The organism is Nocardia higoensis NBRC 100133, from assembly GCF_000308595.1.
Lineage (GTDB): Bacteria > Actinomycetota > Actinomycetes > Mycobacteriales > Mycobacteriaceae > Nocardia > Nocardia higoensis.
Genome location: NZ_BAGA01000184.1, coordinates 87,357 through 113,758 on the forward strand (window position 1 = coordinate 87,357; position 26,402 = coordinate 113,758).

23 protein-coding genes, 1 pseudogene and 2 riboswitches are annotated in these 26,402 nt (G+C 67.3%); of the genes and pseudogenes, 7 read left to right on the forward strand and 17 right to left on the reverse strand.

Annotated elements, in window-relative coordinates; all coding sequences use genetic code 11:
• Nucleotides 1-47: 47 nt before the first annotated feature.
• Nucleotides 48-2,315, reverse strand: a complete 2,268-nt coding sequence (metE, locus tag ON26_RS30810) for a 5-methyltetrahydropteroyltriglutamate--homocysteine S-methyltransferase (RefSeq protein ID WP_040801794.1) — start codon at nucleotides 2,313-2,315, stop codon at nucleotides 48-50.
• A gap of 133 nt (nucleotides 2,316-2,448) precedes the next feature.
• Nucleotides 2,449-2,672: riboswitch (cobalamin riboswitch) on the reverse strand.
• Nucleotides 2,673-2,838: 166 nt separating this feature from the next.
• A pseudogene (locus ON26_RS30815) lies at nucleotides 2,839-3,741 on the reverse strand (magnesium chelatase ATPase subunit I); the annotation flags it as partial.
• A gap of 282 nt (nucleotides 3,742-4,023) precedes the next feature.
• Nucleotides 4,024-4,241, forward strand: a riboswitch (cobalamin riboswitch).
• Between the two features lie 131 nt (nucleotides 4,242-4,372).
• On the opposite strand from ON26_RS30815, the gene ON26_RS30820 reads away from it, so the two are divergent.
• From ON26_RS30820 to ON26_RS30835, 4 genes are all read left to right on the forward strand, one after another.
• A complete protein-coding gene (locus ON26_RS30820) occupies nucleotides 4,373-5,401 on the forward strand; it encodes a FecCD family ABC transporter permease (protein WP_040801797.1) in 1,029 nt (342 codons plus the stop codon).
• Nucleotides 5,401-6,171, forward strand: a complete 771-nt coding sequence (locus ON26_RS30825) for an ABC transporter ATP-binding protein (protein ID WP_040801800.1) — start codon at nucleotides 5,401-5,403, stop codon at nucleotides 6,169-6,171. The genes ON26_RS30820 and ON26_RS30825 overlap by 1 nt, the downstream gene beginning before the upstream one ends.
• A complete protein-coding gene (locus tag ON26_RS30830; RefSeq protein ID WP_051027985.1) occupies nucleotides 6,172-7,188 on the forward strand; it encodes an ABC transporter substrate-binding protein in 1,017 nt (338 codons plus the stop codon).
• 1,280 nt (nucleotides 7,189-8,468) lie between these two features.
• The gene (locus ON26_RS30835; protein WP_157172096.1) at nucleotides 8,469-9,419 is read left to right on the forward strand and encodes a hypothetical protein; all 951 of its coding nucleotides are present in this window, start codon (nucleotides 8,469-8,471) and stop codon (nucleotides 9,417-9,419) included.
• A gap of 44 nt (nucleotides 9,420-9,463) precedes the next feature.
• Here the strand turns inward: ON26_RS30835 and ON26_RS30840 are convergent, their stop codons facing one another.
• Nucleotides 9,464-11,134, reverse strand: a complete 1,671-nt coding sequence (locus tag ON26_RS30840) for a DUF885 domain-containing protein (protein ID WP_040801806.1) — start codon at nucleotides 11,132-11,134, stop codon at nucleotides 9,464-9,466.
• 157 nt (nucleotides 11,135-11,291) lie between these two features.
• On the opposite strand from ON26_RS30840, the gene ON26_RS30845 reads away from it, so the two are divergent.
• A complete protein-coding gene (locus tag ON26_RS30845; protein WP_040801809.1) occupies nucleotides 11,292-11,675 on the forward strand; it encodes a GFA family protein in 384 nt (127 codons plus the stop codon).
• A gap of 122 nt (nucleotides 11,676-11,797) precedes the next feature.
• On the opposite strand, the gene ON26_RS30850 is transcribed toward ON26_RS30845, so the two are convergent.
• Both ON26_RS30850 and ON26_RS33780 read right to left on the reverse strand, forming a co-directional pair.
• Nucleotides 11,798-12,364 (reverse strand): HAD family hydrolase, encoded by a 567-nt coding sequence (locus ON26_RS30850; RefSeq protein WP_040801811.1) that lies wholly within the window; start codon nucleotides 12,362-12,364, stop codon nucleotides 11,798-11,800.
• A gap of 113 nt (nucleotides 12,365-12,477) precedes the next feature.
• Nucleotides 12,478-13,395 (reverse strand): GDSL-type esterase/lipase family protein, encoded by a 918-nt coding sequence (locus ON26_RS33780; RefSeq protein WP_051027987.1) that lies wholly within the window; start codon nucleotides 13,393-13,395, stop codon nucleotides 12,478-12,480.
• A 47-nt stretch (nucleotides 13,396-13,442) separates the two neighbouring features.
• Between ON26_RS33780 and ON26_RS31960 the strand changes: the two genes are divergently transcribed.
• Nucleotides 13,443-13,871, forward strand: coding sequence for a hypothetical protein (locus ON26_RS31960; RefSeq protein ID WP_157172097.1), 429 nt, complete (start codon nucleotides 13,443-13,445; stop codon nucleotides 13,869-13,871).
• An 8-nt stretch (nucleotides 13,872-13,879) separates the two neighbouring features.
• Here ON26_RS31960 and ON26_RS31965 read toward each other — a convergent pair whose 3' ends face one another.
• Entirely contained in the window at nucleotides 13,880-14,626 is a 747-nt protein-coding gene (locus ON26_RS31965; protein ID WP_083884501.1) for an HAD family hydrolase, read from the reverse strand.
• 197 nt (nucleotides 14,627-14,823) lie between these two features.
• Here ON26_RS31965 and ON26_RS30865 point away from each other — a divergent pair, with 197 nt between their 5' ends.
• A complete protein-coding gene (locus ON26_RS30865; RefSeq protein WP_051027993.1) occupies nucleotides 14,824-15,726 on the forward strand; it encodes a glycosyltransferase family 2 protein in 903 nt (300 codons plus the stop codon).
• Here ON26_RS30865 and ON26_RS31970 read toward each other — a convergent pair.
• The 11 genes from ON26_RS31970 to ON26_RS30920 all read right to left on the reverse strand — a co-directional run.
• Nucleotides 15,717-16,337, reverse strand: a complete 621-nt coding sequence (locus ON26_RS31970; protein ID WP_083884502.1) for a histidine phosphatase family protein — start codon at nucleotides 16,335-16,337, stop codon at nucleotides 15,717-15,719. The two genes, ON26_RS30865 and ON26_RS31970, sit on opposite strands and share 10 nt — an antisense overlap.
• The gene (locus ON26_RS30875; protein ID WP_040801814.1) at nucleotides 16,330-17,139 is read right to left on the reverse strand and encodes an SDR family oxidoreductase; all 810 of its coding nucleotides are present in this window, start codon (nucleotides 17,137-17,139) and stop codon (nucleotides 16,330-16,332) included. The genes ON26_RS31970 and ON26_RS30875 overlap by 8 nt, the downstream gene beginning before the upstream one ends.
• Nucleotides 17,140-17,143: 4 nt before the next feature.
• A complete protein-coding gene (locus ON26_RS30880; protein ID WP_040801817.1) occupies nucleotides 17,144-18,157 on the reverse strand; it encodes an NAD-dependent epimerase/dehydratase family protein in 1,014 nt (337 codons plus the stop codon).
• Between the two features lie 58 nt (nucleotides 18,158-18,215).
• Nucleotides 18,216-19,709: a nucleotidyltransferase family protein gene (locus ON26_RS30885; RefSeq protein ID WP_040801819.1), complete on the reverse strand. Its 1,494-nt coding sequence runs from the start codon at nucleotides 19,707-19,709 to the stop codon at nucleotides 18,216-18,218.
• A 52-nt stretch (nucleotides 19,710-19,761) separates the two neighbouring features.
• Nucleotides 19,762-20,700, reverse strand: coding sequence for an aldo/keto reductase (locus tag ON26_RS30890; protein ID WP_157172098.1), 939 nt, complete (start codon nucleotides 20,698-20,700; stop codon nucleotides 19,762-19,764).
• Between the two features lie 92 nt (nucleotides 20,701-20,792).
• Complete coding sequence (locus tag ON26_RS31975; protein WP_051028001.1) at nucleotides 20,793-21,833, reverse strand: cupin domain-containing protein; 1,041 nt, start codon at nucleotides 21,831-21,833, stop codon at nucleotides 20,793-20,795.
• Nucleotides 21,833-23,776: a PEP/pyruvate-binding domain-containing protein gene (locus tag ON26_RS30900; protein ID WP_040801823.1), complete on the reverse strand. Its 1,944-nt coding sequence runs from the start codon at nucleotides 23,774-23,776 to the stop codon at nucleotides 21,833-21,835. Before ON26_RS30900 ends, ON26_RS31975 begins: the two co-directional genes overlap by 1 nt.
• A complete protein-coding gene (locus ON26_RS30905; protein ID WP_040801825.1) occupies nucleotides 23,757-24,281 on the reverse strand; it encodes a dCTP deaminase in 525 nt (174 codons plus the stop codon). Before ON26_RS30905 ends, ON26_RS30900 begins: the two co-directional genes overlap by 20 nt.
• Complete coding sequence (locus ON26_RS30910; RefSeq protein WP_040801895.1) at nucleotides 24,278-24,814, reverse strand: dCTP deaminase; 537 nt, start codon at nucleotides 24,812-24,814, stop codon at nucleotides 24,278-24,280. The genes ON26_RS30905 and ON26_RS30910 overlap by 4 nt, the downstream gene beginning before the upstream one ends.
• 25 nt (nucleotides 24,815-24,839) lie before the next feature.
• The gene (locus tag ON26_RS30915; RefSeq protein ID WP_157172099.1) at nucleotides 24,840-25,910 is read right to left on the reverse strand and encodes a hypothetical protein; all 1,071 of its coding nucleotides are present in this window, start codon (nucleotides 25,908-25,910) and stop codon (nucleotides 24,840-24,842) included.
• 149 nt (nucleotides 25,911-26,059) lie between these two features.
• Nucleotides 26,060-26,402 (reverse strand): NAD-dependent epimerase/dehydratase family protein (locus tag ON26_RS30920; RefSeq protein WP_373280977.1); only part of this gene is annotated, 343 nt, incomplete at its 5' end.

The window sequence follows — 26,402 nt, forward strand, 5'->3', positions numbered from 1 at the left end:
ACTGTCGGCCGCCCGGTGACCACCACCTCACACGATCGTGGACGTTCTCAGCGCACCGCGGCCGCGGCGGCGACGAGATTGCGCAGCGAGGCCACCACTTCCTCGGTGCGGCGGGTCTTCAACCCACAGTCGGGATTGACCCACAACCGCTGCGGCGGAACAGCCTTCAGCGCCCGTTGCAGCGACTCGGTGATCTCACCGACACTCGGCACCCGCGGCGAGTGGATGTCGTAGACGCCGGGGCCCACCCCCAGATCGAAGCCGGCGGCATTGAGATCGTCGAGGACCTCCATGTGCGAACGGGCCGCCTCGATCGAGGTGACATCGGCGTCGAGTCCGGCGATGGCGCCGATGATCTCGCCGAACTCCGAGTAGCACAGATGGGTGTGGACCTGCGTGGCGTCGGAGACGCCGCTGGTGGCCAGCCGGAACGCGTGCACCGCCCAGTCGAGGTAGGCGGGCTTGTCGGCCGCGCGCAACGGCAGCAGTTCCCGCAGCGCGGGCTCGTCGACCTGGATGATCCGAATCCCGGCGGCCTGCAGGTCCACCGTCTCATCCCTGATCGCCAACGCGATCTGCCCAGCGGTCTCGGCCAGCGGCTGGTCGTCGCGCACATACGACCAGGCCAGAATGGTGACCGGACCAGTAAGCATGCCTTTGACCGGCTTGTCGGTCAGCGACTGTGCGTAGGTGCTCCATGCGATGGTCATCGGCCGCGAACGCGCAACATCGCCGTAGAGAATCGGGGGACGCACGCAGCGGGTGCCGTAGGACTGGACCCAGCCGGCGGCGGTGGCGAAGAAGCCGTCGAGCTGCTCGGCGAAGTACTGGACCATGTCGTTGCGTTCGGGCTCACCGTGCACGAGCACGTCCAGGCCGATCTCCTCCTGCAAGGTGACGACCGCGGCGATCTCCTCGCGCATCCGCCGCTCGTACTCGGCGGCATCGATCTTCCCGGAACGCAATTCGGCACGGGCGACCCGGATCTGCCCGGTCTGCGGGAACGAACCGATCGTGGTGGTCGGCAACGGCGGCAGGTTCAGCCGCTGCTGCTGGGACTGCCTGCGCTTCTCAGCAGGCGCACGGCGCGCATCATCGGGCCCGAAGGAGTCCAGCCGGGCCCGGATCGTCCCATTGTGCAGACGGGGGTCCTCGCGCCGGTCGGCGATCGCGGCCCGCGCCTCGCCGAGTTCGGCGGCGACGGCGTCGGCCCCCTGATGCAGCGCGGTGGCCAGCATGCGGATCTCGGCGACCTTCTCCGCACCGAAGGCCAGCCACGACTGCAGCCGCGGCTCCACATCGGGCTCCCGATCGAGCGAATACGGCACATGCAACAGCGAGCACGACGACGACACCGCGACCGCCGCGGCGCTGCCCAGCAGGGTCGCCAGCAGACCGAGCGCCCGATCGGGATCGGTGCGCCAGACGTTGTAACCGTCGACCACACCGGCGACCAGCAGCTTGCCCGCCAACGCCGGGATCGCCGCGATTTCCTCGACACCGGTGCCGGAGACGAAGTCGACCCCGATGGCCTCCACCGGGGTACCCGCCAGGGCGGCGAGTGCGGGGCCGGGCCTGCCGAAGTAGGTCGCCACCAGCAGCGCGGGCCGGTCGGCGACCCCGGCCAGCTCCCGATACACCGACCTCACGAGTTGGAGCTCGGCATCGTCGAGATCGGTCACCAGGATCGGCTCATCGATCTGCACCCACTCGGCCCCGGCCTCGGCCAGCACGGCCAGCAACCTGCGGTAGAGCGGAACGAGATCGGCGATCCGGTCCAGGGCGGCACTGCCGTCGGTGGTCTTGGCCAGCTTCAAGAAGGTCACCGGGCCCACAACCACCGGCCGGGCCGGCACACCCAGCTCCTGAGCCTCGGCCAGCTCACCGAGCAGCTTGGCCGGATCCAGCGTGAACGCGGTGTCGGCGGCGATCTCGGGAACGAGATAGTGGTAGTTCGTGTCGAACCACTTGGTCATCTCCAGCGGCGCGATCGTCTCCGTGCCACGCGCGGCCGCGAAATAGCGATCGAGCTCGTCCTCGATACCCGACACCCGCTCGGGCAGGGCACCGAGCAACACCGCGGTGTCGAGCACATGGTCGTAGTAGGAGAAGGTGCCCACCGGCACCGAATCCAGACCGGCAGCATGGACGGCCTGCAACTGCGCGGTTCGTAGCTCTTTCGCGGTCCGGTGCAGCGCCTGTCCGTCGGCCCGGCCCGCCCAGTAGGCCTCGACAGCCCGCTTGAGTTCCCGGTTCGGTCCGATCCGCGGCAATCCCAGCACCGTAGCGCTGAACGGACTCAGAGGTTTCGACATGTCGTGTACTCCGTCGATGGCAGGATCAGCCGCCACCTGTCCGGGCGCGCACGACGACAACGCACCCGGCCGGACCCGATGCGTGAGATGTCGGCGTAGCGCCCAATCCGCGAGGCGACGGCCGCCGGACACGGCGTGTCCAGCACAACCGGCAGGTCTTCGGACTCACGGGCACCGACCTCGATCGGTCGACCCGGGAACACACTCCCGGGCTGGTACTACCACGCCGTCGCTTCCCAAGCCGGGTGGCCCAGTGCTGTGTGACGGCGGTCGTTCCCGCTCACCGCTGCGGGACAGTCCCGGATTCTCACCGGGTTCCCTCTCGCCCTCCGCTCGTCACCGAGCGGTGAGCTTCGACGTCCCGCGCACACCACAGCAGCACGGGACGAACCAGCTGCGCCACCAGGATAGGCCAGCAGTGCGCCCTCGCTCACCGGGGTCCTCACCGATGCCGAGCCGATACTCCGGTCGAGCATGGCGCGATCTACGAGGTCATCGAATCCGTGCGGCCGACGACGAGGGCGGCGTCGCGCATGGCCTGGTCCAGCTGATGCTCGCTGATACCCGGCTCGTCGAACGGGTCACGGCGACGCCGATGCGGCAACGCCAACTCCGCTGCCACCCGCACATCCTGAGCCGCGACCGCGTGCACACCCCGCCAGGCGGCATGCGCGGTCGCGGTCCGTGCCACCACCAGATCCGCGCGCATGCCATCCACGTCGAAAGACGCACACAGCGCCGCGATCCGGCGCAGTTCGGTGTCGTCGAGCCCCACTTCGGCGACTCGATCACGCGCCTCCAGAATCCGAGCGGCGACCTCCCGATCGGCAGCGGCGTAACGGGCCGCGAACGCCGCCGGCTCCGCCTCGTAATCCAGCCTGCGGCGGACCACCGCCATGCGGGTGTCCACGTCGCGGGAGGCGGCCACTTCGACGGTGAGCCCGAACCGGTCCAGCAACTGGGGACGCAGCTCGCCTTCTTCCGGGTTCATCGTGCCCACCAGCACGAACCGCGCCGGGTGCGAATGCGATATCCCGTCGCGCTCCACGTGCACGCGGCCCATCGCGGCCGCGTCGAGCAGTACATCCACCAGGTGATCGTGCAACAGGTTCACCTCGTCCACGTAGAGCACGCCGTGGTGGGCGGCCGCAAGCAGACCCGGCCGGAACGCCTGCTCGCCGTCGCGCAGCACACGCTCCAGGTCCAGCGAACCGACCACCCGATCCTCGGTGGCGCCGACCGGCAGCTCGACCAGTCGCGCCGGACGAGCGCCACTCTCGTCGAGGACAGGCGGCAGCAGACTCGCCAGCGCGCGCACGACCGTCGACTTCGCGGTCCCCTTCTCGCCGCGCACCAGCACACCGCCGATGCCCGGGTGCACCGCGCACAGGATCAGCGCCAACTGCAACCGTTGCTGGCCGACCACGGCCGAAAATGGAAACCCTGCCGCTACCTGCTCGGGCGTGAAGTCACCGGCATGTTCTCGATCGGTACGGAATACAGACACTGTTCAAGCCTATGGCCGACTCGGGCGGGCACAGGGGCGCCCCCATCAGGACAACTGGGATAGTTCAACGGTGGACGGTGACCCATGACCGGCTCTACGACCAGCGCATCGGCCATCGCCCTGCGCGCCCGACACCGTCTCAGCTGAACTCCGTGGCCGAAGCGAACGCGTGACCGTGGTGCCGCACCGGCGACGCGAGTGTTACCGTGGCGGCGCGTCGGTTACCGCTCGGCTTCGGCCGGGTGGTTCGCAAGAGGGAATCCGGTGGGAATCCGGAACTGCCCCGCAGCGGTGAGTGGAAACGACCGCGGTCACACAGCACTGGGTGTCCACCCGGGAAGCGACCGCCAGTAGGTGGGATCGGTTCGTCCGGTCCCGCGTCCGCGAGTCCGAAGACCTGCCGACGCGGCCGCGCCGTTCGGCGTGGTCGCTTGTCGGCCCCGAGGGAGCGGTCGGCGAGGTCACGGGCTCGCTCTGCGCGCACGTCCTCGTGTGCCGTCTCGGGTCGACCGGCCGGGTTCGATCCGTGAAGGTACTGGTAGTGCGTCGAATGTCCGTGGCCGCGATGGCCGCCGCCACCCTGGTGGCGTTGCTCGCGGTGTCGATTCTCGCGTTGATGTTCGGTACCGCGCCCATCCCCTGGCACGATGCCCTCGGGTTCTTGTGGGCCGAGATCTCCGGTGGCCCCGTGGCGGCCGCCGATGTGGCCGATTACCGGATCGTGGTGGATTCCCGGCTGCCGCGGGTGCTCACCGCGGCGCTGGTGGGCGCCGGGTTGAGCGGGGTCGGACTGATCGTGCAGGCAATGGTGCGCAACGCGCTGGCCGATCCGTATGTGCTCGGCATCTCCTCGGGAGCCTCGGTGGGTGCGGCCGCGGTCGTGTTGTTCGGCGCCTTCGGCGCGCTCGGGGTGTACGCGCTGTCGACGGCGGCGTTCGCGGGCGCGTTGGCGGCGACCGTGCTCGTGTACCTGATGGCCCGCACAGCCGCGGGGCTGGTGCCGTTGCGTCTGGTGCTGACAGGCGCGGCTCTCGGATACGGATTCTCCGCGGCGACAACAGTGCTGGTGTTCCTGGCGCCGCGCGGGGACGCGGCCAGATCGGTGATGTTCTGGCTGCTCGGCAGCCTGGCGGGCGTCACCTGGGGCGTGGTTCCCCTGGTGACCGCGGTCTGCGCGGCAGGCTCGGCGGTGATCGTGGTCTGCGCGCGACGGCTGAACGCGCTGTCGATGGGCGACGAGGTCAGCGCCGCCCTGGGCATGGACGCTGCCAGGCTGCGACTGCTGCTGTTCGTGATCGCGGCCGCGATGACCGGCTGTTTCGTGGCGGTATGCGGGGCCATCGGCTTCGTGGGCCTGGTGGTGCCGCACGTGGCCAGATTGCTGGTCGGCGCCGATCACCGCAGACTCATCGTCCTCACGCCACTGCTGGGCGCGGTGTTCCTGGTGACCGCCGACCTGCTCGCCCGCACGCTCGTCCCGCCGCAGGAACTACCGCTCGGGGCGATCACCGCGGCGGTCGGTGTGCCGGTGTTCCTGCTGTTGATGCGCAGGCGCGGCGCGATGGTGGGTGGCCGGTGATGCGGGTCGACTACCAAGACGTGTCCGTCGAGATCGACGGCGCGCGCATCGTCGAATCGGTGACCCTGAACATCGAGGCGGGCGGCTTCGTCGGCATCGTCGGCCCCAACGGCAGCGGCAAGTCCACCCTGCTGCGCTGCCTGTACCGGGCGCTGTCCCCGGCCTCGGGCCGAGTCCTCGTCGACGGCGGCGACATCGCCGCGATCAGCATGAAGACCAACGCCCGGCAGGTGGCCGCGTTGACGCAGGACACCGACATGCAGTTCGACTTCACCGCCCGCGAGGTCGTCGAGACGGGACGGCTGCCGCATGCCGCTGCGTTGCGGTCGACGCGGCGGGAGAACGAACGGATCTGCGCCGATGCAATGGCCACCGCGGATGCCGGGCATCTGGCCGAGCGCAGCTTCCTGTCCCTGTCCGGCGGCGAACGACAGCGCGTCCTGATCGCCCGTGCCCTGGCGCAACAGCCCCGGGTGCTGGTGCTCGACGAACCGACCAACCACCTCGACGTCCACCACCAGTACAGCGTGCTGTCGGCCGCCCGCGCCCTCGGCATCACCGTGGTCGCGGCCCTGCACGACCTCAACCTCGCCGCCCAGTACTGCGACCGGCTCTTCGTGCTCAACCGCGGCAGCCTGGCGTGCTCGGGCACGCCCGCGGAGGTGCTCACCCCCGAAATCGTGCGCCGTTGGTTCGCCATCGGCGGCCACATCGTCACCCATCCGAGGCTGGGCGTGCCCCAGATCATCTTCGACGAACAGGAGAAATAGATGCGGTTCTCGCGCACGGGATCGGCATTGACGGCCGCCGTGGCACTGCTGGCCACGGTGACCGCGTGCGGCGCCGAGGTCGCCGAGCCCGCCGCGGCGGGCGACGGGGCCGCGGTGACGGTCGTCAACTGCGGTGCGCCGCTGACCGTGGAAGGCGTGCCCCAACGGGTGGTCACCAACGACACCGGCATCACCGAGATCATGTTCGCCCTCGGCCTGGCCGACCGCCTCGCGGGCTACACCAGCTACCCCGGCAAGGAACGCGACATCCAATCCTCGCCCTGGCGCGCCGAATTCGAGTCCACCCCGGAACTCGCCCTGGCATTCACCCGCGAAATCGTCCAGGCCGCCGCCCCCGACTTCGTCTTCGCCGGCTGGAACTACGGCTTCAAGGAATCCACCGGACTGACACCGGACTGGGTGCGCTCCATCGGCGCGGTCCCCTACCAGCTGACCGAGGCCTGCAGACAGCCCGGCAGCACCCGGCGCGGCGTCATGGAACCCCTCGACGCGCTGTACACGGACCTGACCAACCTCGGCGACATCTTCGGCGTGCGCGACCGCGCCGACCAACTCGTCGCCGACTACCGCGCCCAGGTCGCCGAAGCCGCCGCGAGCGCGCCCGAAGGCCGGGAGCCCGCGCGAGTGTTCCTTTTCGACAGCGCGACACCGGAGCCGTTCACCTCCGGCCGTACCGCGGCGCCCTCACAGATCATTCGCGAAGCCGGTGGCACGAACATCTTCGACGACATCGACAACTCCTGGACCACCACCTCATGGGAGGCCGCGTCGCAACGCGACCCGCAGGTCATCGTGATCGTCGACTACGGCGCCGGGCCGGAGAACTCGGTGGCAGCGAAGATCGAACAACTACGGCAGCACCCGCTGATGGCCGGCACCACCGCCGTCCGCGAGGACAACGTCATCGCCCTGCCCTACGCCGCACTGGTGGAAGGTCCGCGCAATCCGCAGGCGGTCGTCACCGTCGCGGAGTTCCTGCGCTCGAAGGGCTTCTGACCGATCCCGGGCGGGGCCCCTGCGTGGCAGCGCCACCGCCGAATCGCTCGATGACTTCGCCGGCGAGGACCTGTTCTGTCTGCTGGGGATCGTCGGCACAGCCAACTGTTACGCGGCGGCACCGCCCGGATGGCGACGCTCTCTGATGCGCTCCCTGGACTCCGCCGGAACCGGCAAGACAGCACATGCCCGCCTGTACCGATGCTCCCTGGGAGCGGATATCCATAGATCGCCGATATAGCAGCCCCGCCCTCGCTGACGACTCGGTCGGACGGGTCCGGGAGGCAATCGAGCTATTCGAGCCGGCGGAGCCCCGACCGGCCTGAGCGCGAACACCGCCGCCGCCGCGCTTCAGGAGTTTTGGGCACGGACGTTCTCCGATCGGGCGGATCATGATCACCGACGACACCCGCCGATGCCGCCTTGCGGCCGAGAGTTCTTCTGCAGCTTGACAAAATAGAGAGGTACCCCCGCCTTGTTGGAGGGCGAGGCCCTGCCGACACCAGGCGCAAGATCCTCCACGCCCATGGGTAGACCGCGCATTCGTCATCGGGCCGACACCGGATGATGGCACCGGCCCGGCGGCGGATATGCGCCAATGTGCTCTGTCGGGACCACCATCACTCGGTTTGCGACCTCATCGAGCACACAGACTCCTCAGCGACAGCGGATCCACTCGGTGATGACGGCAAGCATGCGATCACGTTCAACGGTATTGCGCGGATCGATATTGGGGCGAAACAACTCGAGAGGATGCCGATCTCGTTCTCTCTGCCGTCGCTGGCGAGAATCAGTGTGGGACCGTGGAACAACGACGCGGATCTACCTGCTCGGGCCGCGGTCGGACTACCTTGGAAGTGACCGGCGCAGCCGCCCCGAACCCAATCCGCCACGCGGAGACTGACCTGCACCGACATGACCTGGTGTCGGGGAGCCATCGCCATCTTCCTGGTCGTGGCTGAGCGAAGTCGTCGTCGCGGTTGCGGCCGAGCCGACGCCGCCCGCCTGCCACCGAGCCCGCGGAGCGGCGGTCATCCGAGGAAAGGACGCGCTCAGTCCGGTTCGTGGCGAACTCGGGACCGTCTCGGGCTGGGCGGTTATGCTGAGGCCTGGAGTCAGGACGCGCACGCTCCTCGCCGGAGTCGCACCGCTCACGCCGGTTCACGACAATGATGGCCAAGGTCCTCCCCGGGACCCGCGAAGCTTCATATCCCTGTCCGTATGCATGTTTTCGTCATCGGCGGGGTGGCGTGGGCACCTGCGCCGGAGGGAACGAGACCATGCCCAAGAGCAGCAGCGCACGTCGGCGCCGACGCACCCGTCGCATCGCCGAAGAGACCGGGCTCAGCTTCACCGCCGCCCAGCGCCACGGCGACGGACTCACCGAGCAGGCACGCCTGCATGCCTGGCTGCGACCGCCCAAGATCGACATCGACGGAGCGCTGCGATACGTACGGCGCCGCGACGCCGCGCACCTCGATCCGGTCGGTCTGCACGACCCCACCGAAGCCGACGTCGTAGCCGCGGCCGAGGTGTTGACGCCGCGCGTACGCAGGCTGAGGTCAGCGCGATTGCGGCCGGTGACCGTGCCCGGCCCCGACGGCAAACCCCAGCAGGTCGTGCAGTGCGAGGAACCCGACCGGTTCCGTACGAATGTCCAGCAGGCGATCGAGCACCTGGCGCGCGTGCGGGAAGACGCCGAGATCGCCTACATAGAATGGCACACCGTGGCCCGCGCCTTCTACGAAATCACCGTGCCGCTGCGGGGGCTACTCCGGATCACAGACGGCCAGTTGCGGAATCAGCTCGGCCGTGCGGTGGAAGCGGCCGAGGTCCTGTCGACAACGGCGGAGGCAGTCCACAGCCGCAGCTGTCTGCTCGGCGCCGGGGAGAACAGATCCCGACGCGGGGAGGGATACTCTCCCTGCGGTGGCGGCCCGGTTCGGGTCCGGGTGCGGATCCACGACGACGAGACCATCGTCACCGATCCGGGATGTCCTCGTCACGCCGCCGAAGAGATCGCCTTCCACGACTACGACGTCGAGGAGGGATATTCCGACGTCGAGATCCTCGGCGGGACCGATGCCGATCTGGACACCATCTACGACCTCGCCGGCGACGTCCGCCGCGAACGCCAACAGCGGCAGCGCGAACGAGACCATTCCTCGGGGGTATTCGTCCTGGTGTCACCGCCGTGGATGCAGCGTCGGGCTCCCGGTGATCGGCAGTGAAATGCGAATGACGCGACGCCGTATACACGGAGCCGAGGACGGAATCAGAGGGTGTCGGCGACCGCGGCGATCGTGGGTAGGGTCAGCGCGCCCACGCTCAGCACGGCATCGTGGAATGCGGGTAGGTCGAAGCGGTGTCCGAGGCGCTCGCTGGTTCGGGCGCGTTGGCGCTGTATCTTGAGTTGCCCGAGTTTGTATCCGAGGGCCTGGCCGGGGATGTCGATATAGCGGTCGACTTCGATGGCGATCTCCTCGATGCTGTTCGGTGTGTGGGTGGTCATGAAGTCGATCGCCTGCCGACGGGACCACCCTTTGGCGTGTAGTCCTGTGTCGACGACCAGGCGGCAGCTCCGCAGGGAGTCACCGGCCAGCATCCCCAGCAGATCGAGATCATCGCCGTAGAGACCCATCTCGTGGGCGAGGCGTTCCGCATAGAGCGCCCAGCCCTCGACGAAGGCGGTGTTGGCCCACGACTGCCGCAGGAACCGTGGCAGGGCGGTGGATTCTGCGGCCAGGGCGAGTTGCAGATGATGGCCGGGCACAGCTTCGTGGAAGACCACCGCCGCGGTCTCGTAGCGACCTTGGCCTTGTGCGTTGTGCAGGTTGACGTAATAGGTGCCGGGTGCCGCCCCGTCGGCGGCGGGCGGATAGTAATAGGCGGCGGGCGAATCCGCGGCCAGGTAGTCCGGGACCGCGACGATCTCGCAGGGCTGGGTGGGTAGCCGTCCGAACCATTGCCCCGCGGCTGCGGTGGCGGCGTCGAAATATCTGTGGGTGCGGGCCAGTATCTCCGCACCGTCGCGATATCGCAGATCGGGGTCCTGGCGCAGGCGGGTGAAGATGACCTCGGTGTCGGTGGTTCCGAACTGTCGACGCCCTACCTGTGCGTATTCCTCACGGAGCTGGTCGAGTTCGGCCAACCCGACCTGATGGATATCGTCGGCGTCGAGCCCTGGCGTGGTGGTGTGGCAGCGGACCAGGCGCTGATAGATCTCGACACCGTCGTCGCCGAGCCAGCACAGACCTGCCCGCTCCCCCGATCTGCTGTGCGGGAGAAGTTCAGTGGCCAGCATGTCGCGGTAGCGGTGAAACGCCGGCCGGACCACCTCCCGCGTGATCTCGGCCAACTCGTTGCGCCAGGCCGGTTCCCCCTTCCATCCATCGGGACCGGTCACGGTGGTGAACGGGTCGGTGGACAGCTCCGAGGCCAGGTAGGAGTCGATCTGGTTGATGGAGCGCTCGATGGTGACACGTGCCGGGGTCCGCCCGGCGCTGAGACCGTCACGGAAGCGTCGTGCCGCCTCGTCGAGCAAGTCACCGATCTGCCGATGCCGTCGCACCAGCGCATCGGCAGCGCTCGCGTCCGGGGCTGCGATCTGGGACAGGCTGGTCAGCAGGCGAGCATGTACCCCGCCCATCTGTCCGGCGCCCAGTTCGACCGGCCGCCACTCCAGTTCGGTGACCGCCCGATCGATATCGGCAAGCAGAAGGTCACGGGTGAGTTGATCAGCCGGACCGAGACGGGAGCTATCGAGCGCCTCGACCTGCTGCTGTATCCGCCGCCACGCCCGCATCATACGCTGTTCCGACTCGACGGACACATCCTCGATACAGTCGTCGAATCGGTGATCCCCAACCATGGTCGCAGTGGTGGGCGCGAACTCCAGCACGGTATCCCAGTAGTGCTCAGCCAACCGCCACAGCTGTTGATCCATACCATTATCCTCGCGGACGCCGACGCATCACACGGAGAATTGCGCTCTGATCTGATGCAGATGATCGCCGGGATGCCGGGGCTGTGCTGGATCTGTCGCCCCGCGAACCAAAACTACTTGTCGACAATCAATTTCGAGTAGAGAGAGGTGAACATCGATGTATGAAGGTGGCTGCCTGTGCGGGCAGATCCGGTTTCGCGCCGAAGGCGAGGCGAACTGGCCGCACCTGTGCTCATGCCCGCACTGCCAGAAGCTGGCCGGTGGACCGGTCACGGCCTGGGTCGATTTCCCGCTCGCCACGTTCGCCTGGACCAGCGACGGCGGTGAACCGTCGTGGTTCCACACTTACCCTACGACCAAGCGCGGGTTCTGCCCGACTTGTGGATCGCTCGTCGCCGCGATCGACGAGGACGGCAACGCCATGGGCATCACGATGATGGCCCTCGACGACCACACCGGTCTCATCCCGGTGCACCAGTCCTGCAAGGACAACGCCGTGAAGTGGCTGCCGGTCATCGAAACCATCGACACCGACGTCTGACTGTGCCTCGTGGGGTTGGTTACCCAGACCTCAGCCGCTGGACAGCTCCTGTCCGGCTTCGACGAGCAGGGTACTGCCGCCCCGCGCGGCGAAGGCGTGGCAGTTGTCGAGGTGGTCGTCGATCAGCAGCGCGTCGGTGAAAGTGAGTCCGGCTGCGGTGAGCCATGTCCGAAGAACTCGGTCGGGTCGTCTCGTTTGAACACGCCGAGGGTACTCGAGCAGAGCAGAGCGTCGAACCCGGTAGCCGCGGCCCGCAGCGTCGCCGCAACGTCGTCGACTGTAGGTCCGGGCATGGTGGCGTGGGTGTGGAAGGCGGTGGCGAAGTCGGTGATGTTGTCGGTGGCGAGAACGATGGCTGCCTGGTCGCGAGCTCGTGCCAGTGCATGCAGGAGGGGCTGGTCGACCGGCATGGCGGTGATGTCGTCGGCGAGTTGCGCGCACAGGTTATCGATGTCGAGATGGGGGTGGTGTTCGGTGACGCGGGTGAGGATCTCGTGGGTGCTCAGCCGTCTGCGCATCCAGTCGCGGCCGTCGGCGTTGCCGGTGGCGAACAGTCGACTCAGTTCGTCGCGAAGGATCGAATACGCTGGGTGGTCGGCGTTTTCGGTGATGGTGCGCCAGTAGAGGCTGTGGGAGAGCACACCGTGCCAGTCGCAGAAGACGACCCGCGGCCGCCGCGAGGTGCGCATCAGTGCGTCGAGTTGCGCGGCGGCCCGGCGGCCGGGGTCACCGGGTGTAGACGCGGTGGGCGGTGGCGCGGTCGAGGCGGTCGTGAGTGAGCAGGTCCTCGAGCAGGCGGTGCTCAGTGATGTAGTCGGCGATGGTTCGGCGCAGCAGTTCGTCGCCGTGCTCGGACAGGTGGACCCCGTCGCTCCACACACTCACTGCCCCGGGCGCGGGGGCGGCCGGGTTGTTCGGGTCCCAGCCGAAACAGGTGGCGGTGTGGACGATCGGGTCCCACAGGTCGATGTAGTGCGCGCCGGCGGCCGCGGCGGGCGGCGGCGTTGTAGGTGAGCAGGTCGGTGTTGGTGGTGGGCACGTCGATGCCGGGTTCCCAGCCCATCGGCGGTTCACCGATCACCAGGACCTGCCGTGCTCGGTCGGTGAGCAGTTCCAGCATGGTGACCAGGTTCGTTTCGTACTCGGCGAGGTCGACGGCTTCGCTGTGGCGGCCTTGGTGGTGGCGCCAGATGTCGTTGATGCCGACGCCGAGCACGGTCAGGTCCCACCGGTCGCCGCGGTCGATGGCGGTGTGCAGGTTGGCCAGGACGTCGCGGGAGGTCGCGCCGCCTTCGCCGTGGTTGTCGGAGGTGATGGTGACCCAGGGGTAGTGGGTTTGCCAGTGGGTGGTCAGGGCTGTGACGTAGCCGCGGTGGCGGCGTTCGGTGACCTCGATGTGTTCGCCGATTTCGGGCAGGTCGGCTTGGGTGTGCAGGCGCGGATTGTGTGCCTCGAGGTGTTCCATGAGGCTGGTGCCGAACCAGCCGATCCGCAGCTTGGGTCGGGGTTGGGTGAGGTCGAGCGGGCCGGGGTGTCGGGCGGTGACCTGTGCCGGGATGCCGAGGGCGGTGGTGTTGGGCGGGAGGCTGGCGGTGACGACGGCGTTGGCGCCGACGCGGGTGTTCTGGCCGATGGTGACCCCGGCGCAGATGGTGACCTTGTTGGAGATGATCGCTCCGGCGCCGATGGTGATGGGCGCGACCTCGAGCCGCTGGCCCACGGGGTGATCGGCGTGCCGGGTGTGACGGTGGTGTGGGTGCGGGCGCGGTGGTTGTGGTCGTGGATGTCGACCATGTTCGAGATGCCGACGCCAGGCCCGATTCGGATGATGTTCATCGCGGAGATGACGACGTTCTCACCGATCGCGGCGTCGTCGCCGATGATGATGTGCCCGCCGGTGTTGGCCTGCAGGGTGGTGCCGCGGCGGATGCTGACCCGGTCACCGACGGTGATCGTGGCGCCGGGGTCGACGAGGAAGTCGACGTCGGCGGCGATATCGCAGCCGGTACCGATCCGCACTCCGTCGGGCAGGTCGGTGCGATCGGTGGTGGTTGTGGTGTCGGTGGAGGTCACAGTGTCATTGTCCTCGGGGCGAGTAGGGGTTCAGGGCAGGTCGGTGGCGGGCGGGGTGATGACGTAGTCGCCGATGACGCCGAAATCCGTGCCTGCGGCCGCAATCCGGAAGAGGCCAGATGATGACGGATCTACCAGGGAAGTTCGTTCATCAGCGTCGGCAGGCTGCGCATGTCCAACGAGCGTCGAGCATGTGGGGGTAGAAGCAGGTGTGCGGCTGTCTGGTGTCGGTCGATGTGCAGAGCCGACATGCCTCCCGCCAGAGCCCCGAGAACATCGACTGTCCAGTTGTCGCCCGCGACAGCTGACCGGTCAGGTTCAGCGTCAGCAAGGCCGAGAGCTGCACGAAACACTCTGGGGTGGGGTTTACGGGCTCCGACCCGGGCCGACACCACGACACCGTCGACGAGGTCGTATAGCCCAGCCTGATCGAGAGCCAATTCGACGTCCCATGTCCAATTCGTGCACACCACGACCGTGATGCCGTCGTTGCGTAGCGCGGCCAGAACTTCCGGCACCTCCGGATAGGGCTGCATCGTCCATGTCGACCATTCCGTGTACGCCTCTTCGACGAGGGAGCTGATGTCCCCGGCGACGTGGTGTGCTCGGATCATGTCGGCAATGCGCGCTTTCTCCCAGGATGTGTAGGACTCGCGCGAGCGCGAGGCGCCGAGGTGCTCGCCGCCGTCAGCGGCCTGACTCAGGTACTTGGCGGCGATCCGGTCGTCGAGTGCGATCCCGTGGCCGGCGAGAACTTCGCGCCAGGACCGTCCACGGTGCTTGTAGTTCACCAATGTGCCGAACATGTCGACAATCGCGGCCCGGGGACGAAAGCCGCCCGTCGAACGCGGGCGCCGGAAGGCATTCGTCGTTGCCATAGAGTCCTCACTATCGTCACGAAAAGCACTGCACGGCAATAGATTCAGTATTCATTCAGGTGAAGCCATATTTAGTGGCCACGCCTGCGGCCGGGCTTGCCGTCGGCTATAGTCTGCTGCCGACCAGCAAGCACGAGGAACCTCCGCCGCGATAGCGGTGGCGGATAGCGATCAGACGCGGAATGGGGAGCCAAAGGATGCCGGAATCCGGCCCGAAGACACCGACCGATGACCTTGTCTCGGTGGTGCTCGTCACCTATCAAAGTGCCGATGACCTGCCCGAATGCTTGTCCTCGCTGAAGCAGGCGGCCGGCGCTTACCCGCTCGAGACTGTAGTCGTCGACAACTCGTCCAAGGACAGCAGCATCGAGATCGCCCGAAGCTTCGGTGCGACGGTCATCGCGAACTCGGATAATCCGGGCTTGTCTGCGGCGATCAACCAGGGCGCGGCGCGTGCGTCGGGCCGCTGGCTGTTTCAGCTGAACCCGGACACCGTGCTGGAGGCGAAGTCTATCGAGAGGCTGGTGGATCGTCTCAAAGCCGACCCCCGCATCGGCACGGTCGGCCCGAACATCGTGCAACCGGACGGAACTGCCTACCCGACAGGGCGACGGTTCCCGTCGCTGGGCGTGGGCGTGCTGCATGCTTTGCTGGGCAAGATTTGGCCGTCCAACCCGGCAACTCGTCTCTACCTCATGGACGATCTGGATCGCAGCCGAGTGCAGGACGTCGATTGGGTTTCGGGGTCGTGCATGATGATCCGCCGCGAGGCGTTCGATGATGTCGGCGGGTTCGATGCGGGCTACTTCATGTATTTCGAGGAGACCGACTTCTGCCTGCGCCTGCACCGCAACAAATGGCGGGTGGTGTTCGATCCGGCCGCAACCATCATGCACAAGGTCGGCGGCTCGACCAAGAGCGCGCCGTACCGCAAGATCATCAATCACCACAAGAGCGCGCTGAGGTTTTTCCGGCACCGTAACCAGGGCGGTCCGTGGATCGTCTTGACCCCGGTCGTGGCGGTGTTCCTCGCCGCCCGGGCGGCGGTCTCCCTCGCCGGTGCGGCGCTCGAACAGCGTAGGCAGGCCGATCACCAGTAGCTCCCGCACCTGGTGTGACCGGTGTCGTCCAGGCCGGGGCCCTCAACGCGTAGCCGGTTCCCATGGACCTCGAGGCGATAGACCGCCGGCATCGGCATCACGCGGCTGAACGGCCAGTCCACCTGGGCTACCCCGAGCCCGACCAGGGCTCGGGAGATGAAGGTGCCGTGGCTGGCGATCACGACCACGCCGCCACGGCGCTCTCTCGCCGCAGCTGTCACTGCCTGCTTCGCCCGGGTAGTGAGCTGGTCCAAGCTCTCCCCATCCGAATGGGTATGGCCAGAGTCTGCCCAGCTCTGGGCATAGAAGTGTTCCGAGTGCGGTGTCAGTGGCAGTCCGGATTCCCATTCACGCAGCTCATGACGGGTGTGGACCGGCATGTCGAGTGCTTGCGCCAGTGGTTGGACTGTCTGGACAGCGCGCAGGTAGGGACTCGACATAATCACCACGGGTCGGGGGCGGCTCAAGATTTCCACCAATGCCTCGGCCTGCCGCCACCCCTGCTCGACCAGCGGTCGCTGATGGTCGTCCGGCCCGCCGATCAAGGGGATGACCGGCTGGGCGTGGCGAACCAGCACGACCGAGACCGGTGCTGCGTTCGGCCTAGACATGCTCGGCCATATCTTTCACCGCGTCCTCGAGAGGACGTCCGATCAGCGAATGGCGCTGGCTGGCGAGCACCAGCCGAGGTGGGCGCAGCGCATCGGGATCGAACTCCCGATTGCCTACCGCCTCCACGCGAGTCCTCAACCCGAGGCCGCGGCGGACGGTGTCCATGATCTCGAGCCGCGATGCTGTCGTGGCGCCGCCGAAATGCACCAGCCCCGACATGGACCACAGCAACGGCAGGTTGGCGGCGATGTCGGGCAGGTACACCGGATTGGTCACCACGTCGGTGGCCGCCGGTGTGCGTGGTTTGCGGAATCGGTCGAGGAATTTCTTCGACCACGGACTCATCCCGAACAGCATGGGTAGCCGGATCACACAATTGCCGCCGTGATTCAGGACGATCTGCTCGGCAGCCAGTTTTGTGCGCCCGTACACGCTGATCGGCCCGGCGGGGTCGGACTCGGTGTAGCTTGCCGCTGTCCCGGAAAAGACGTTGTCGGTGGAGAAGTACACGATCTTCGCCGAGGTGGTGGTGAGCAGATGCTCGGTGGCTTTCACGTGCACGGCTTCGGCGAGGGCCGGGTCCTGCTCGGCGCGGTATAGGTCGACCAGGCCCGCGCAGTGCACGATCGTATCGAACGTTGCCGGCCTGATCCGGTTCACCGCGGACCGGTCGGTGATGTCGAGCCGGTGCAGCCCGGCCACGGGCCGGGTGGTCGTACCGACCACGTCATGGGTGCGGTTCAGGTGCTGATAGAGCACGCCGCCGAGCAGACCTGTTGCGCCGAGCAGCAGAATTCTCATCGGATCACCCGATCCGTCCGTCAAGCCATCCTGCGTTCAACTCCGCGAGGTTGTTCAACTGGTCCCGGACTCCCGACAGTGCCGCGCGCAGGTCCCCGGTGGGGGTGAATCCCTGGTCGTAGAGGCGCTGGCCGGAGACGGTGAAGCTGATCTGGTTGACGAGCTCGGCGTTGGTGTAACGCACCGCCGCCGAGGGGTACAACTCTTTGATCACCTCGAGGATCTCGGCGAAGGTGGCGTTGAACGACACCGTGTTCCACACCTGACCCGCCAGTGGCTGCGGTGCGCGCAGCGCCATGTCCAGGCTGGCGACACAGTCATCGATCGCCAGGTACGGGCGGTTCTCGGTTTCGGCAGTCCGGTACACCGTCAGCGGGACACCGACGTGTGCGTAGAGCGCGAGTAGGTTGACCGCAACCTCGTAGCGGTATCCCGGCGCCCACCCGAACACCGACGCCGGCCGGAACACCACAATCCTGGTGTCATCGCTGCTCAGACCGAGGATTCTTTCGCTGGCGTACTTGGTTTTGCCGTAGGGGGTGACCGGGTCGCAGGGTGAGTCCTCGTCGAGGACGTCGAGGCCGCCGTGGCCGTACACACTGGTCGAGGAGTGCGCGACCAGGGTAGACACGCCCCATCCCACGGCGCGCTCGGCGAGCGCGACGGTGGCTTCATGGTTGACCTGCTCGCACAGGATCCGCTTGTCCTCATCCAGCGAGCTCGCGGCGTCGATCGTGCCCGCCAGGTGCACGATCGCCTCGGGCACCCCGTGCAGCTCGACCGCGGTATCCATCTGGTCGGGGCGACGGATATCAGTGCGCACGAACTGCACGCGGCCGGGGTAGCGGTCGAACAGGTAGGACACGGATTCGAGGCGGCCCTTGGCGAGGTTGTCGACGATGACGATCTTGTCGACCTCGGGCTGCTGCAGCAGGTGCGGCACCAATGCCGATCCGATGTACCCGCAGCCGCCTGTGACCATGATGTGCCGGGGCAGATTGGCCGATGAGGGTGTCATTTTCGTCCTTCTTTCGTTGTGCGGCTTCGGTTTCCACCGCATGTTGACGGTGCAGGGATCAGTTGATCTGGGAGGAATCCGCGCCGAGTTCGGTGCGGGTCTGCTCAGCGCGGACCAGGCACGCGGTTGTCTCAGCTGTGGTGAGGTTGCCGTCGTACTGACTGGCGGTGAACGCCCCGATCGGGGTCAGCATGGTCTGGGTCGGCTGGTGTTCGTCGACGAGCACCGTCGTGGTGCCGATCCAGCGTCGCGCGCTGTCGGTTCGGGAGGTGGCGGGCGCGGTGGCAGGAGGATTCCAGCGCGTGCGGTCCAGACGCGTCATCATCACTGCGGTGCGTTGTGAGCTGGGCCAGCCCAGTCGTCGGTCGTTCCAGCGCTGGTGGGCGCGGGGGTAGATGCGCCGGTTGCGGAACATGCGCGTGAACGCCACGGCCCCGACATCGACTGGTAGCTTCCGGCCGACCTGATCGCGGGTACTGGCGTACACGTAGGCCGTTTGCAGTGCTACCGACGCCGGTGAGCCCGCGCCGTAGCGTTCGACGCGCCGCATTCCGGCGACAGCGTCGACGGCCCACCGCAGTGCCGGTGGCGGGGCCGGCAGGTGGGCTTGTAGTTCGTGTGCGGCGGCCGCGGCGTGCGGGAAGGTGCCGCGGATCGCGCGCAGTGCTGCATGGGTCATCGGCGCCAGGGCGTTGGCCTGGAGTTGGGTGCTCAGGTAGCTCGGATCCAGGGTGTTCTCGGTGAGTAGCTGGCAGATCCGGTTGAGGGTGCCCATCGACAGTGTGCCGTGGCGCACCAGGTGAAGCATCTCGATCACTACCATGTCTTCCAGGCACGGCACGAGGACTTGATGCGCGCCGACGGCGCGGCTGGTCGCACGCTGCCACAGATCGGTGACCAGCACTCCCTCACCGGGTCCGTAGAACCGTCCGATGTGCAGATCCAGGGTTCGGACGCGCCCCAGATCCCAGTGGGCTTGGGTGTAGTCGCCGCCGTCCTCGCAGCGGTAGAGGTTGGCGTAGCCGTGGTAGCGCACGTGCCCCACGACCTGGTTCGGCAGGTGACGGAGTTTGACCTTGTGCAGGGGGTAGCCGAGCTGTTCGGCGACGTCGATGACCTGCCAGGTCTGGTCGAGATCGCAGGTCAGAATGTCGAGGTCGGTCATCGCCTGCGGTACTGGGGTGACTGCGCGGGCCGCGGCGCCCTTGATGGCCAGCGGCTGTATCCCTGCGGCGGTGAACGCGGCGAACAATTCATCCTGGGCGGCGATCGCCTTGTGCCAGGTCGCGCGGTGCAACTGGCAGTACTGGTCGATCGCCTCGGCGATCGGTGCGAGGCCTGGGCAGTGCTGTTCGAGCCGGATGACGTTGGCCGACAGATGGTTCCAGACGTAGCGCAGGACCGGGAACATCGGTTCCACCGCGATGCGACGTAGCAGGGCCTCATGCTGTTGCACCCAGATCAGATCCGACTCGTCGAGAATGTATTTGCTGAAACGCCAGAGGAATTCGCGGCGAAAGCCCTGTTGGGTATCGGCCTCGGATTGCATCATCGCGGCGAATGCTCCTTTCGGTCGTCGACCGGTGGGCGGGAAACCACGCCGGTCACCATCTCGAATCCCACCGTGGTGGTTTCGGCCATTGCGACACCTCCTCGAGGCGCTGGGCCTGTGCTGGGTCCAGAGGCAATGTCGCGGCGGCGAGGAGTTGATCCAGTTGCTCGATGGTGTTGGCGCTGACGACCGGCACCACGGCCTGGGTGCTGCTCAACAGCCAGGCCAGCGCCACCGTCGCCGGTGCACACCCGTGTTGCTCGGCGATCTCACCGACCGCGTCGAGGATGGCGAAGTTCGGTTCGGTCAGCAGTGGCGCGAGTTGGTCTCGGCGGGCTGCCTGCGCCGGTAGTGGCTGTCCGCGCTGGTATTTGCCGGTGAGCAGTCCGGCGGCGAGCGGGCTGTAGGCCAGAAAACCGAGCCGGTGGGCATTCAGTAGCGGCGCGTACCAGCACTCGAACTCCTCGCGCTGGATCAGGCTGTATCGCCCCTGGTAGGTCACTACCGGGGTGTGGCCGGGCGACCGTCCGAGGTGGATCGCCTCGGTGAGCCGCCAGGGCGAGAAGTTCGACAGGCCGAAGTAGCGGATCTTGCCGGCGGTGACCAGTTCCCCCATCACCGATAGCGTTTCCTCGATCGCGGTGTTCGTGTCGGCCCAGTGCGCCTGGTACAGGTCGATCCGATCGGTATCGAGTCGGCGCAGGCTGGCCTCCACCGCGCGCAGGATGTGTCGGCGGTTCAACCCGCCCGAGGTGGGCTCGGCGAACATCCGGCCCCCGACCTTGGTCGCCACCACGATCTCGTCACGGACACCCCGGTCGGTCATCCATTGGCCGAGAACTGTTTCCGCCGTGCCGACTCCGGTGCCCTGGCGGGTGTAGACATCGGCGGTGTCGATGAAGGTGCCACCCGACTGGTGAAACCGGTCCAGCACCGCCCGGCACTGCTCGGTCGGCGCCGTCCACCCGAAGTTCACGGTGCCCAGACACACCGCCGACACCGCGACCCCAGTATTGCCGAGAAATCGGTACTCCACTGCCGCTGTCCCCTCGTCTCGCCCGTGCCTTGGCTACCGCGTTGTCGTCAGACCGAAGTGGCGATCCAGCCGCTGAAACCATGGTGCGCGTCGGCGGGACGCTGGCCGCCGATCGCGGGGGCGAATCGTTCGATGTCATCAGCGGATCGATAGGTGTGGACGAATTCGATGAACCGCGCGCACGGCTGCGTCGGGCTCTCGCCGCGCTCGAAGGCGACCCCGTGCCACCGCCCGGCCGGAACGTTGATCACGTCGCCTTCGCCGCGCACGTACTCGGTGAGATCATCCGGATCGTCGCCGACGAACAACCTGACCGCTCCCGCGGTGATGACGTTGAGCTCGGTGGCCTGTGCGTGCCGGTGAATCGAGGTCCGCCCGCCTGGGTAGACCAGGATCTCGCGCAGCAGCGTCACCGGGTTCAACCCCACCTCGAGGTACTGGCCCCAGACATGGCTGGTGTCGTGCACGCCGGACAGCCCGGTCGACGCCGCGCGGGCGGTGGCCGTGGCGCGCGCGAGCGGCGTCGCGATCGCCTCGAGCAACTGCTGTGCGCAGGACTGTGGGTCGGTGGAGGAGGTGTCGATCTCGTGGTCGAAGCGCATCGCCGCCAGGGCGGGACCGAAGACCGCTCGTTCGTCCAGGCGTGTCCGGTCCTCCCGGCCGGCCAGCCGGGAGGACCGGATCGACTCCTCGCAATGCACCCGGACCAACACGAACCCGGCGGCTCGCAGGCCGGGCGCGTCGATCTCGGCGTCTCGCAGGTCATCGTTGATGACCGCGGTCCCTTCGGGGATCCGGGCCAGCTCTGCGCGGAATCGGTCAACCAGCGCGGTGGCTGACAGACCCCGCAAGTCGGTGGCGATACGGTGCAGCAGTTGCTGGTCCTGGGCGCCGTCGGCGGCCTCGATTCCGGCGAGTGTGTGGTAGCGGCGCTGCAAGTCATACAGCGGCGCAGCCAGTTTCAGCACAGCAGACGGCACGCCCTGTGCGCGGAGAACCTCGGTGAGAGCGCCGGCGAGGGTGGTCTTGCCGGCACCGGTGAAGCCGACCAACGCGATCCGCGGGGCCGGTCTCAGGGCAGTGATCATCACGTTCCTTCCAGTTGCAAAGTTCCGTCGTCGAGCAGGTGCACGATCTGGCTGTCGGCGATGTCCACACCGGGCGCAGCGACCGCGGGAACCCGGTGCTCACGCAGCAGGATCATCAGGTGGCACAGCAGTGAGGCTTCGCTGCTGAACACGAACCCGGCGACCGAGCCGATGAGTACGGCCAAGATGGCGTATGGGTGCTCGACCACCACGACCGGCGGTGCGGGCGCGGCGAGGATCCTCGCGTGCAGGTCGCTGATGTGGCGGTGCGCGTCGGCGGGAATCGGGTCCGACACCGAGATGATCGGTGCGATGCTGGCCGCGGCCAAGGCCTCGGCCTGCCGGTCATCGATCACCACCGCCGGGCCCACGCAACTACCGCGGCTCAGCGCGCCGGCCCGCTGGTCCGGCGACCACGCCTGCACTGCCTCGCCGAGTCGGGAGAAGTCGATCGCGTGCGGACGCCCCCCGGCGATGGTCCACTCGATCACCACATCCGGATACCGTCGGGTGAACGACTCTGTGAGAGCTCGCATTCGCGCAACGGTGTCCGTGGTCCAGCCGGGCGGCATCTTCGCGGAAACGGTCCCATCGGCGGCAGCGCTCAGATGCCGGGTTGGTGCGAGTCCGCGGTTGACGGCCAGCAGGCCCGCGGTGCTGAATTCCACGTGGAGCGTCCCGTCACCGATTCGCGACAATGCTCCGGCGCTGCCGGTGATGAATTCCCGCACCAGCACGGTGTGCACCTGTCCCGGCGGTGTGCTCGGATACAGCTCGACCAAAGTCGTGGTGAGGTCGTCGACGTCGACGATGATCTGGCGGATCTCGTCGCTGGCGTCCACGACCACCTGCCCGGTGAATCGACCGAGCAGCCCTGTCCAAGCCGGAGAGCCGAGACCGTGAGAGTTGAATTGCACTGCCAGTGCGAGGCCCGCGGCGCAGCCGTGCCGCTCGGCCTCGTCTTGCAGCGCTTTGCGTTTACGCCGGTAGTGCCCGAAGACCCGTTCGACCGCGCCGAGTCCGGTGAATCCGGCGGTGTCCTCGTCACTGTAGATACCGCGCGTGCGCACGATCGGTCGATCGATAGTCCTCGCGTCGAGGACTATCGGGGCGGGGGCGGCGGTCACCGGCCGGACCTGGACCACGTGCAGCTCCTCGCCGGCCCACACCCATTCGACGTCGACTTCCCAACCCATGTGCTCACGCAGCGCGGCCACCGCGCTCACGAGCCGGGACTGCCACGGTTGGGCGGGATGGCTGCGCGCCGAGGCGGTGATCGTGGTGCGCAGCGGGATCGCGGCACCGCTGACCAGCGATTCGGCAGGCCCGTCGACGCTTTCGACGATCACCGCGCCGGGGCCGCGACTGAACGCCACCCCGGCCGATTCCGCGGCCACCATCTGCTGCACAACCACCGCCATCGCCGGGGGCCGCCACGGCCTACGCAGCGACAACCGCAACGCCAATGCGCGTTCGCCGAAATAGGAAGCCCAACAGCGAGCCACCGCGCCGGGCAGCGCCTCGCACGAGATATCGAGCAGCGATTCGTATGCCCCCGCCTCGCTGGCCGACCCTCCGTCCTCGGTGCCCGCCGACGAGCGCACCGCGAACCGCCCCGCCTGGCCTACCTCCCGCCCGATCGCCGCGTCGAGTTCGTCGCGCATCGCCGCGGTCAGCCCGACACCGTCGAGCAGGTCGCCGATCTCGGCCACGGCGTCTCCGAGACCCGCGGCGCCGCGCGCGCCCAGCCTGCGCCAAACCTGTTCGAGGTCGCAGACCCGGGAATCGACCGCTGTGGCGAACCAGTCGGTGGGAACCACGACGAACGGCGGCACCCGCACGATCTGCGCGGCGCGAGCGAGATTGCGGCCCTTGCCGCCGGCCGCCGGATCCAGCGCGCACCGCGCTGGGGTGAGAACGCCGCTAGGCCGGCGCGAAGTCACGATAGATCCGTGTCGCCGCTGGTCCCTGGCTGTGCTGGTACTTGCCTGCATAGAGAGCGATCTCCCCGACCGGCTGCCACCAACTGATCTGCCCGATCTTCATACCCGGATAGATCCGAATCGGTTGCGCGGCGAACAGTTGCAGCGTCCACTGCCCCAGGAAACCGATGTCGCCCAGGGTCGCCGACAAGTTGATGAACAGCCCCAATCGCGCCACCGAGGACCGGGCGGTGAACGTCGGCACGAAGAAGTCGCTGCCCATCACTTCCAGGCTCGCCGCCAGATACAGGCGACTGGCCTCGAGCACGAATCCCTGCTCCGGGATCGTGATCGCCTCCACCTCGGGTTCGACCCTCGGATCGAAGACCTCACACCGGTAGACGTGCAAGGTCGGCCCGAGCCGGAAGTTGTAGCTGTTCGGGTTCACCGATCCCGGCTCGAACGGGTCGATGACGATCTGCCCTTGCGCGCGAGCGGCGTGGATCTGTGGGCCGGTGAGGATCATGACGGTTCCTGAGGTAGAGAGAAGTCGGTGGACAGACCGGACGGGCATACACCGGTCGAACCGGCATAGCGGCCGCTGTAGACCATCGGCGGGCCCAGCGTCGACCAGAACGCGATCTTGCCGATGGGCATCCCCGGCACCACGACCAATCGGTGCGCCACTCGAATTTCCAGCGTCCACGGAATCACCGCACCGGTGTGGCCCAGATCGGCGCTGAACTGGATCCACATCCCCATCGACGCGGTCGACCGGTTGGCGTGCAGAGTGGATGCGTACACGGGGCTTCCCATCACTTCCGCGGTCTCACCCAGATACAGCCGTCCGGGTTCGAGCACCATCCCGTCACCAGGGATCGGGGTGGCCTCCACCGACGGCCGCCGCCGAGCATCCAACTCGGTATCGGTGTAGGTCAACAAGGTCGCGCCGAGCGCGAAACCGTAGCTGTTCGGTTCGATGCGTGACGGGGTGAAAGGGTCGATCACCACCCGCCCCTGCTCTACTTCCGCCTGGATCTGGACGCCTGTGAGTATCACCTGCTGCACCCATCAGGGAAAGTGACTATCGGGCGCGGCGCCATCTCGGACGCGCCACCGGTCCGCGCAGCAACTCGGCGTCGTCGTGTTCGAGTAGTCGCGCCGCGCTCAGGATGCCCATCGCGTACAGGCCCGTGGCCAGCTCCTCGCGCACCGCCTGGTCCCGCTTGGTGTCGGAGAACCGGCAGGCGACCTCGGCGAGCATGTGCATCGCGGTGCTCATGTGCAGACGTAACAGCCAATGCGGGTCTCCTTCGATCAGCCGGCCGAACGCGGGCAGGCCGGCCAGAAATGTCGTGAAGCGGTCGGCCGCCGACTCGAACACAGCCGTCTGGCCCGACCGCACGTCGACCTCGACCGCGCCGGGCCGACGTCGAACCTCGAAGCCCGACCGCATCCCGGTGTGCAAACCGGCCAGCGAGAACAACAGTTTGCCCATGTCGTACATCGCGTCCCAATGCTCGGTCACCCCGCGCGGGTCGAGCAGGAAGTACCCGCCCTCACCGCGGCCGGTGCGTCTGAACACGTTGCCCGCGTTGAGATCTCCGTGTATAGGGAAGTGCAGTGCCGGTGCGTCGAGGGCCGCGAGCAAGGCGGGCCGGGAACGCAGGCCGCCCAGCAGCTCTTCCAGACTCCGACAGCGGCGACCGTTTATCCGCACACTGCCGTCGAGCAGGTCCGCATCGAGGTTGGCCCGAACAACGCCCAGACGGCGTTCGACGCGATCGATATGCAGGCGGCTGAAGGTGCCCGGCTCGGCTGCGATGACCGAAGCCGTGTATCCGTGGTCGATGAGATCAGTCAGGATCGGCGCCAACGCATCGAAGAACCGCGCATGATCGCCGGAATTCTCCAGAACTTCCAGCAGCGGGACGCCGGTCTCACGCGGCATCAGCAGCGCGGAACCGTCCTGCCCGCGATACACCAGAAGTGGAGCCACGATCCTGGCGGCCAGCCGAGGACACCCATCGTGGATCAGCTCGACCTGGTCGGCCTTGCGGCCGAGGCTGGCCGCGTCATGGCCGTCGACCAGTTCGGTCCCCGCGCGGACGAACTTCAGCACGTATCCGCGGCCCGCGTACTCGAATTCGTGCACTCTCGCGTTCGATCCGCCGCCCATGAGGCCGGCACGGCCAGCGAGCGGCAAGTGGTCGAGGAGGGCATCCAGCGACTGCGGTTCCTCGGGCAACAGATCCCACACAGGCTCGCTTCGGTGTCGTTGTCCCGCGGTCATCGGTGCCGACGTCACGACAGATCCGCCTCGTCCTGGGTCCACCAATCATGGCGGTTCACCCACTCCAGCACCGCGGCAGCACCCTCATCCAAGGCCGTGGTCGGTTCCCATCCGAGTACACGGCGGGCCTTGGAGATGTCGGGGATCCGCACCACCGGTTCGTCGTGGTTTGCGCCGTACACTTGGGTCGAGGATCGATGCAGGTACGACAGTTGCCTACGGTCAACCCCCACCTGATCAGCGAGGACAGCGATGGCATCGAGCACCGTGATCGGCGTGGCACTACCGATGTTGAACGCCTGCTGATCAGCCTCCGGCGTCCGCGCTGCACGCACCAGCGCATCCACCGCGTCG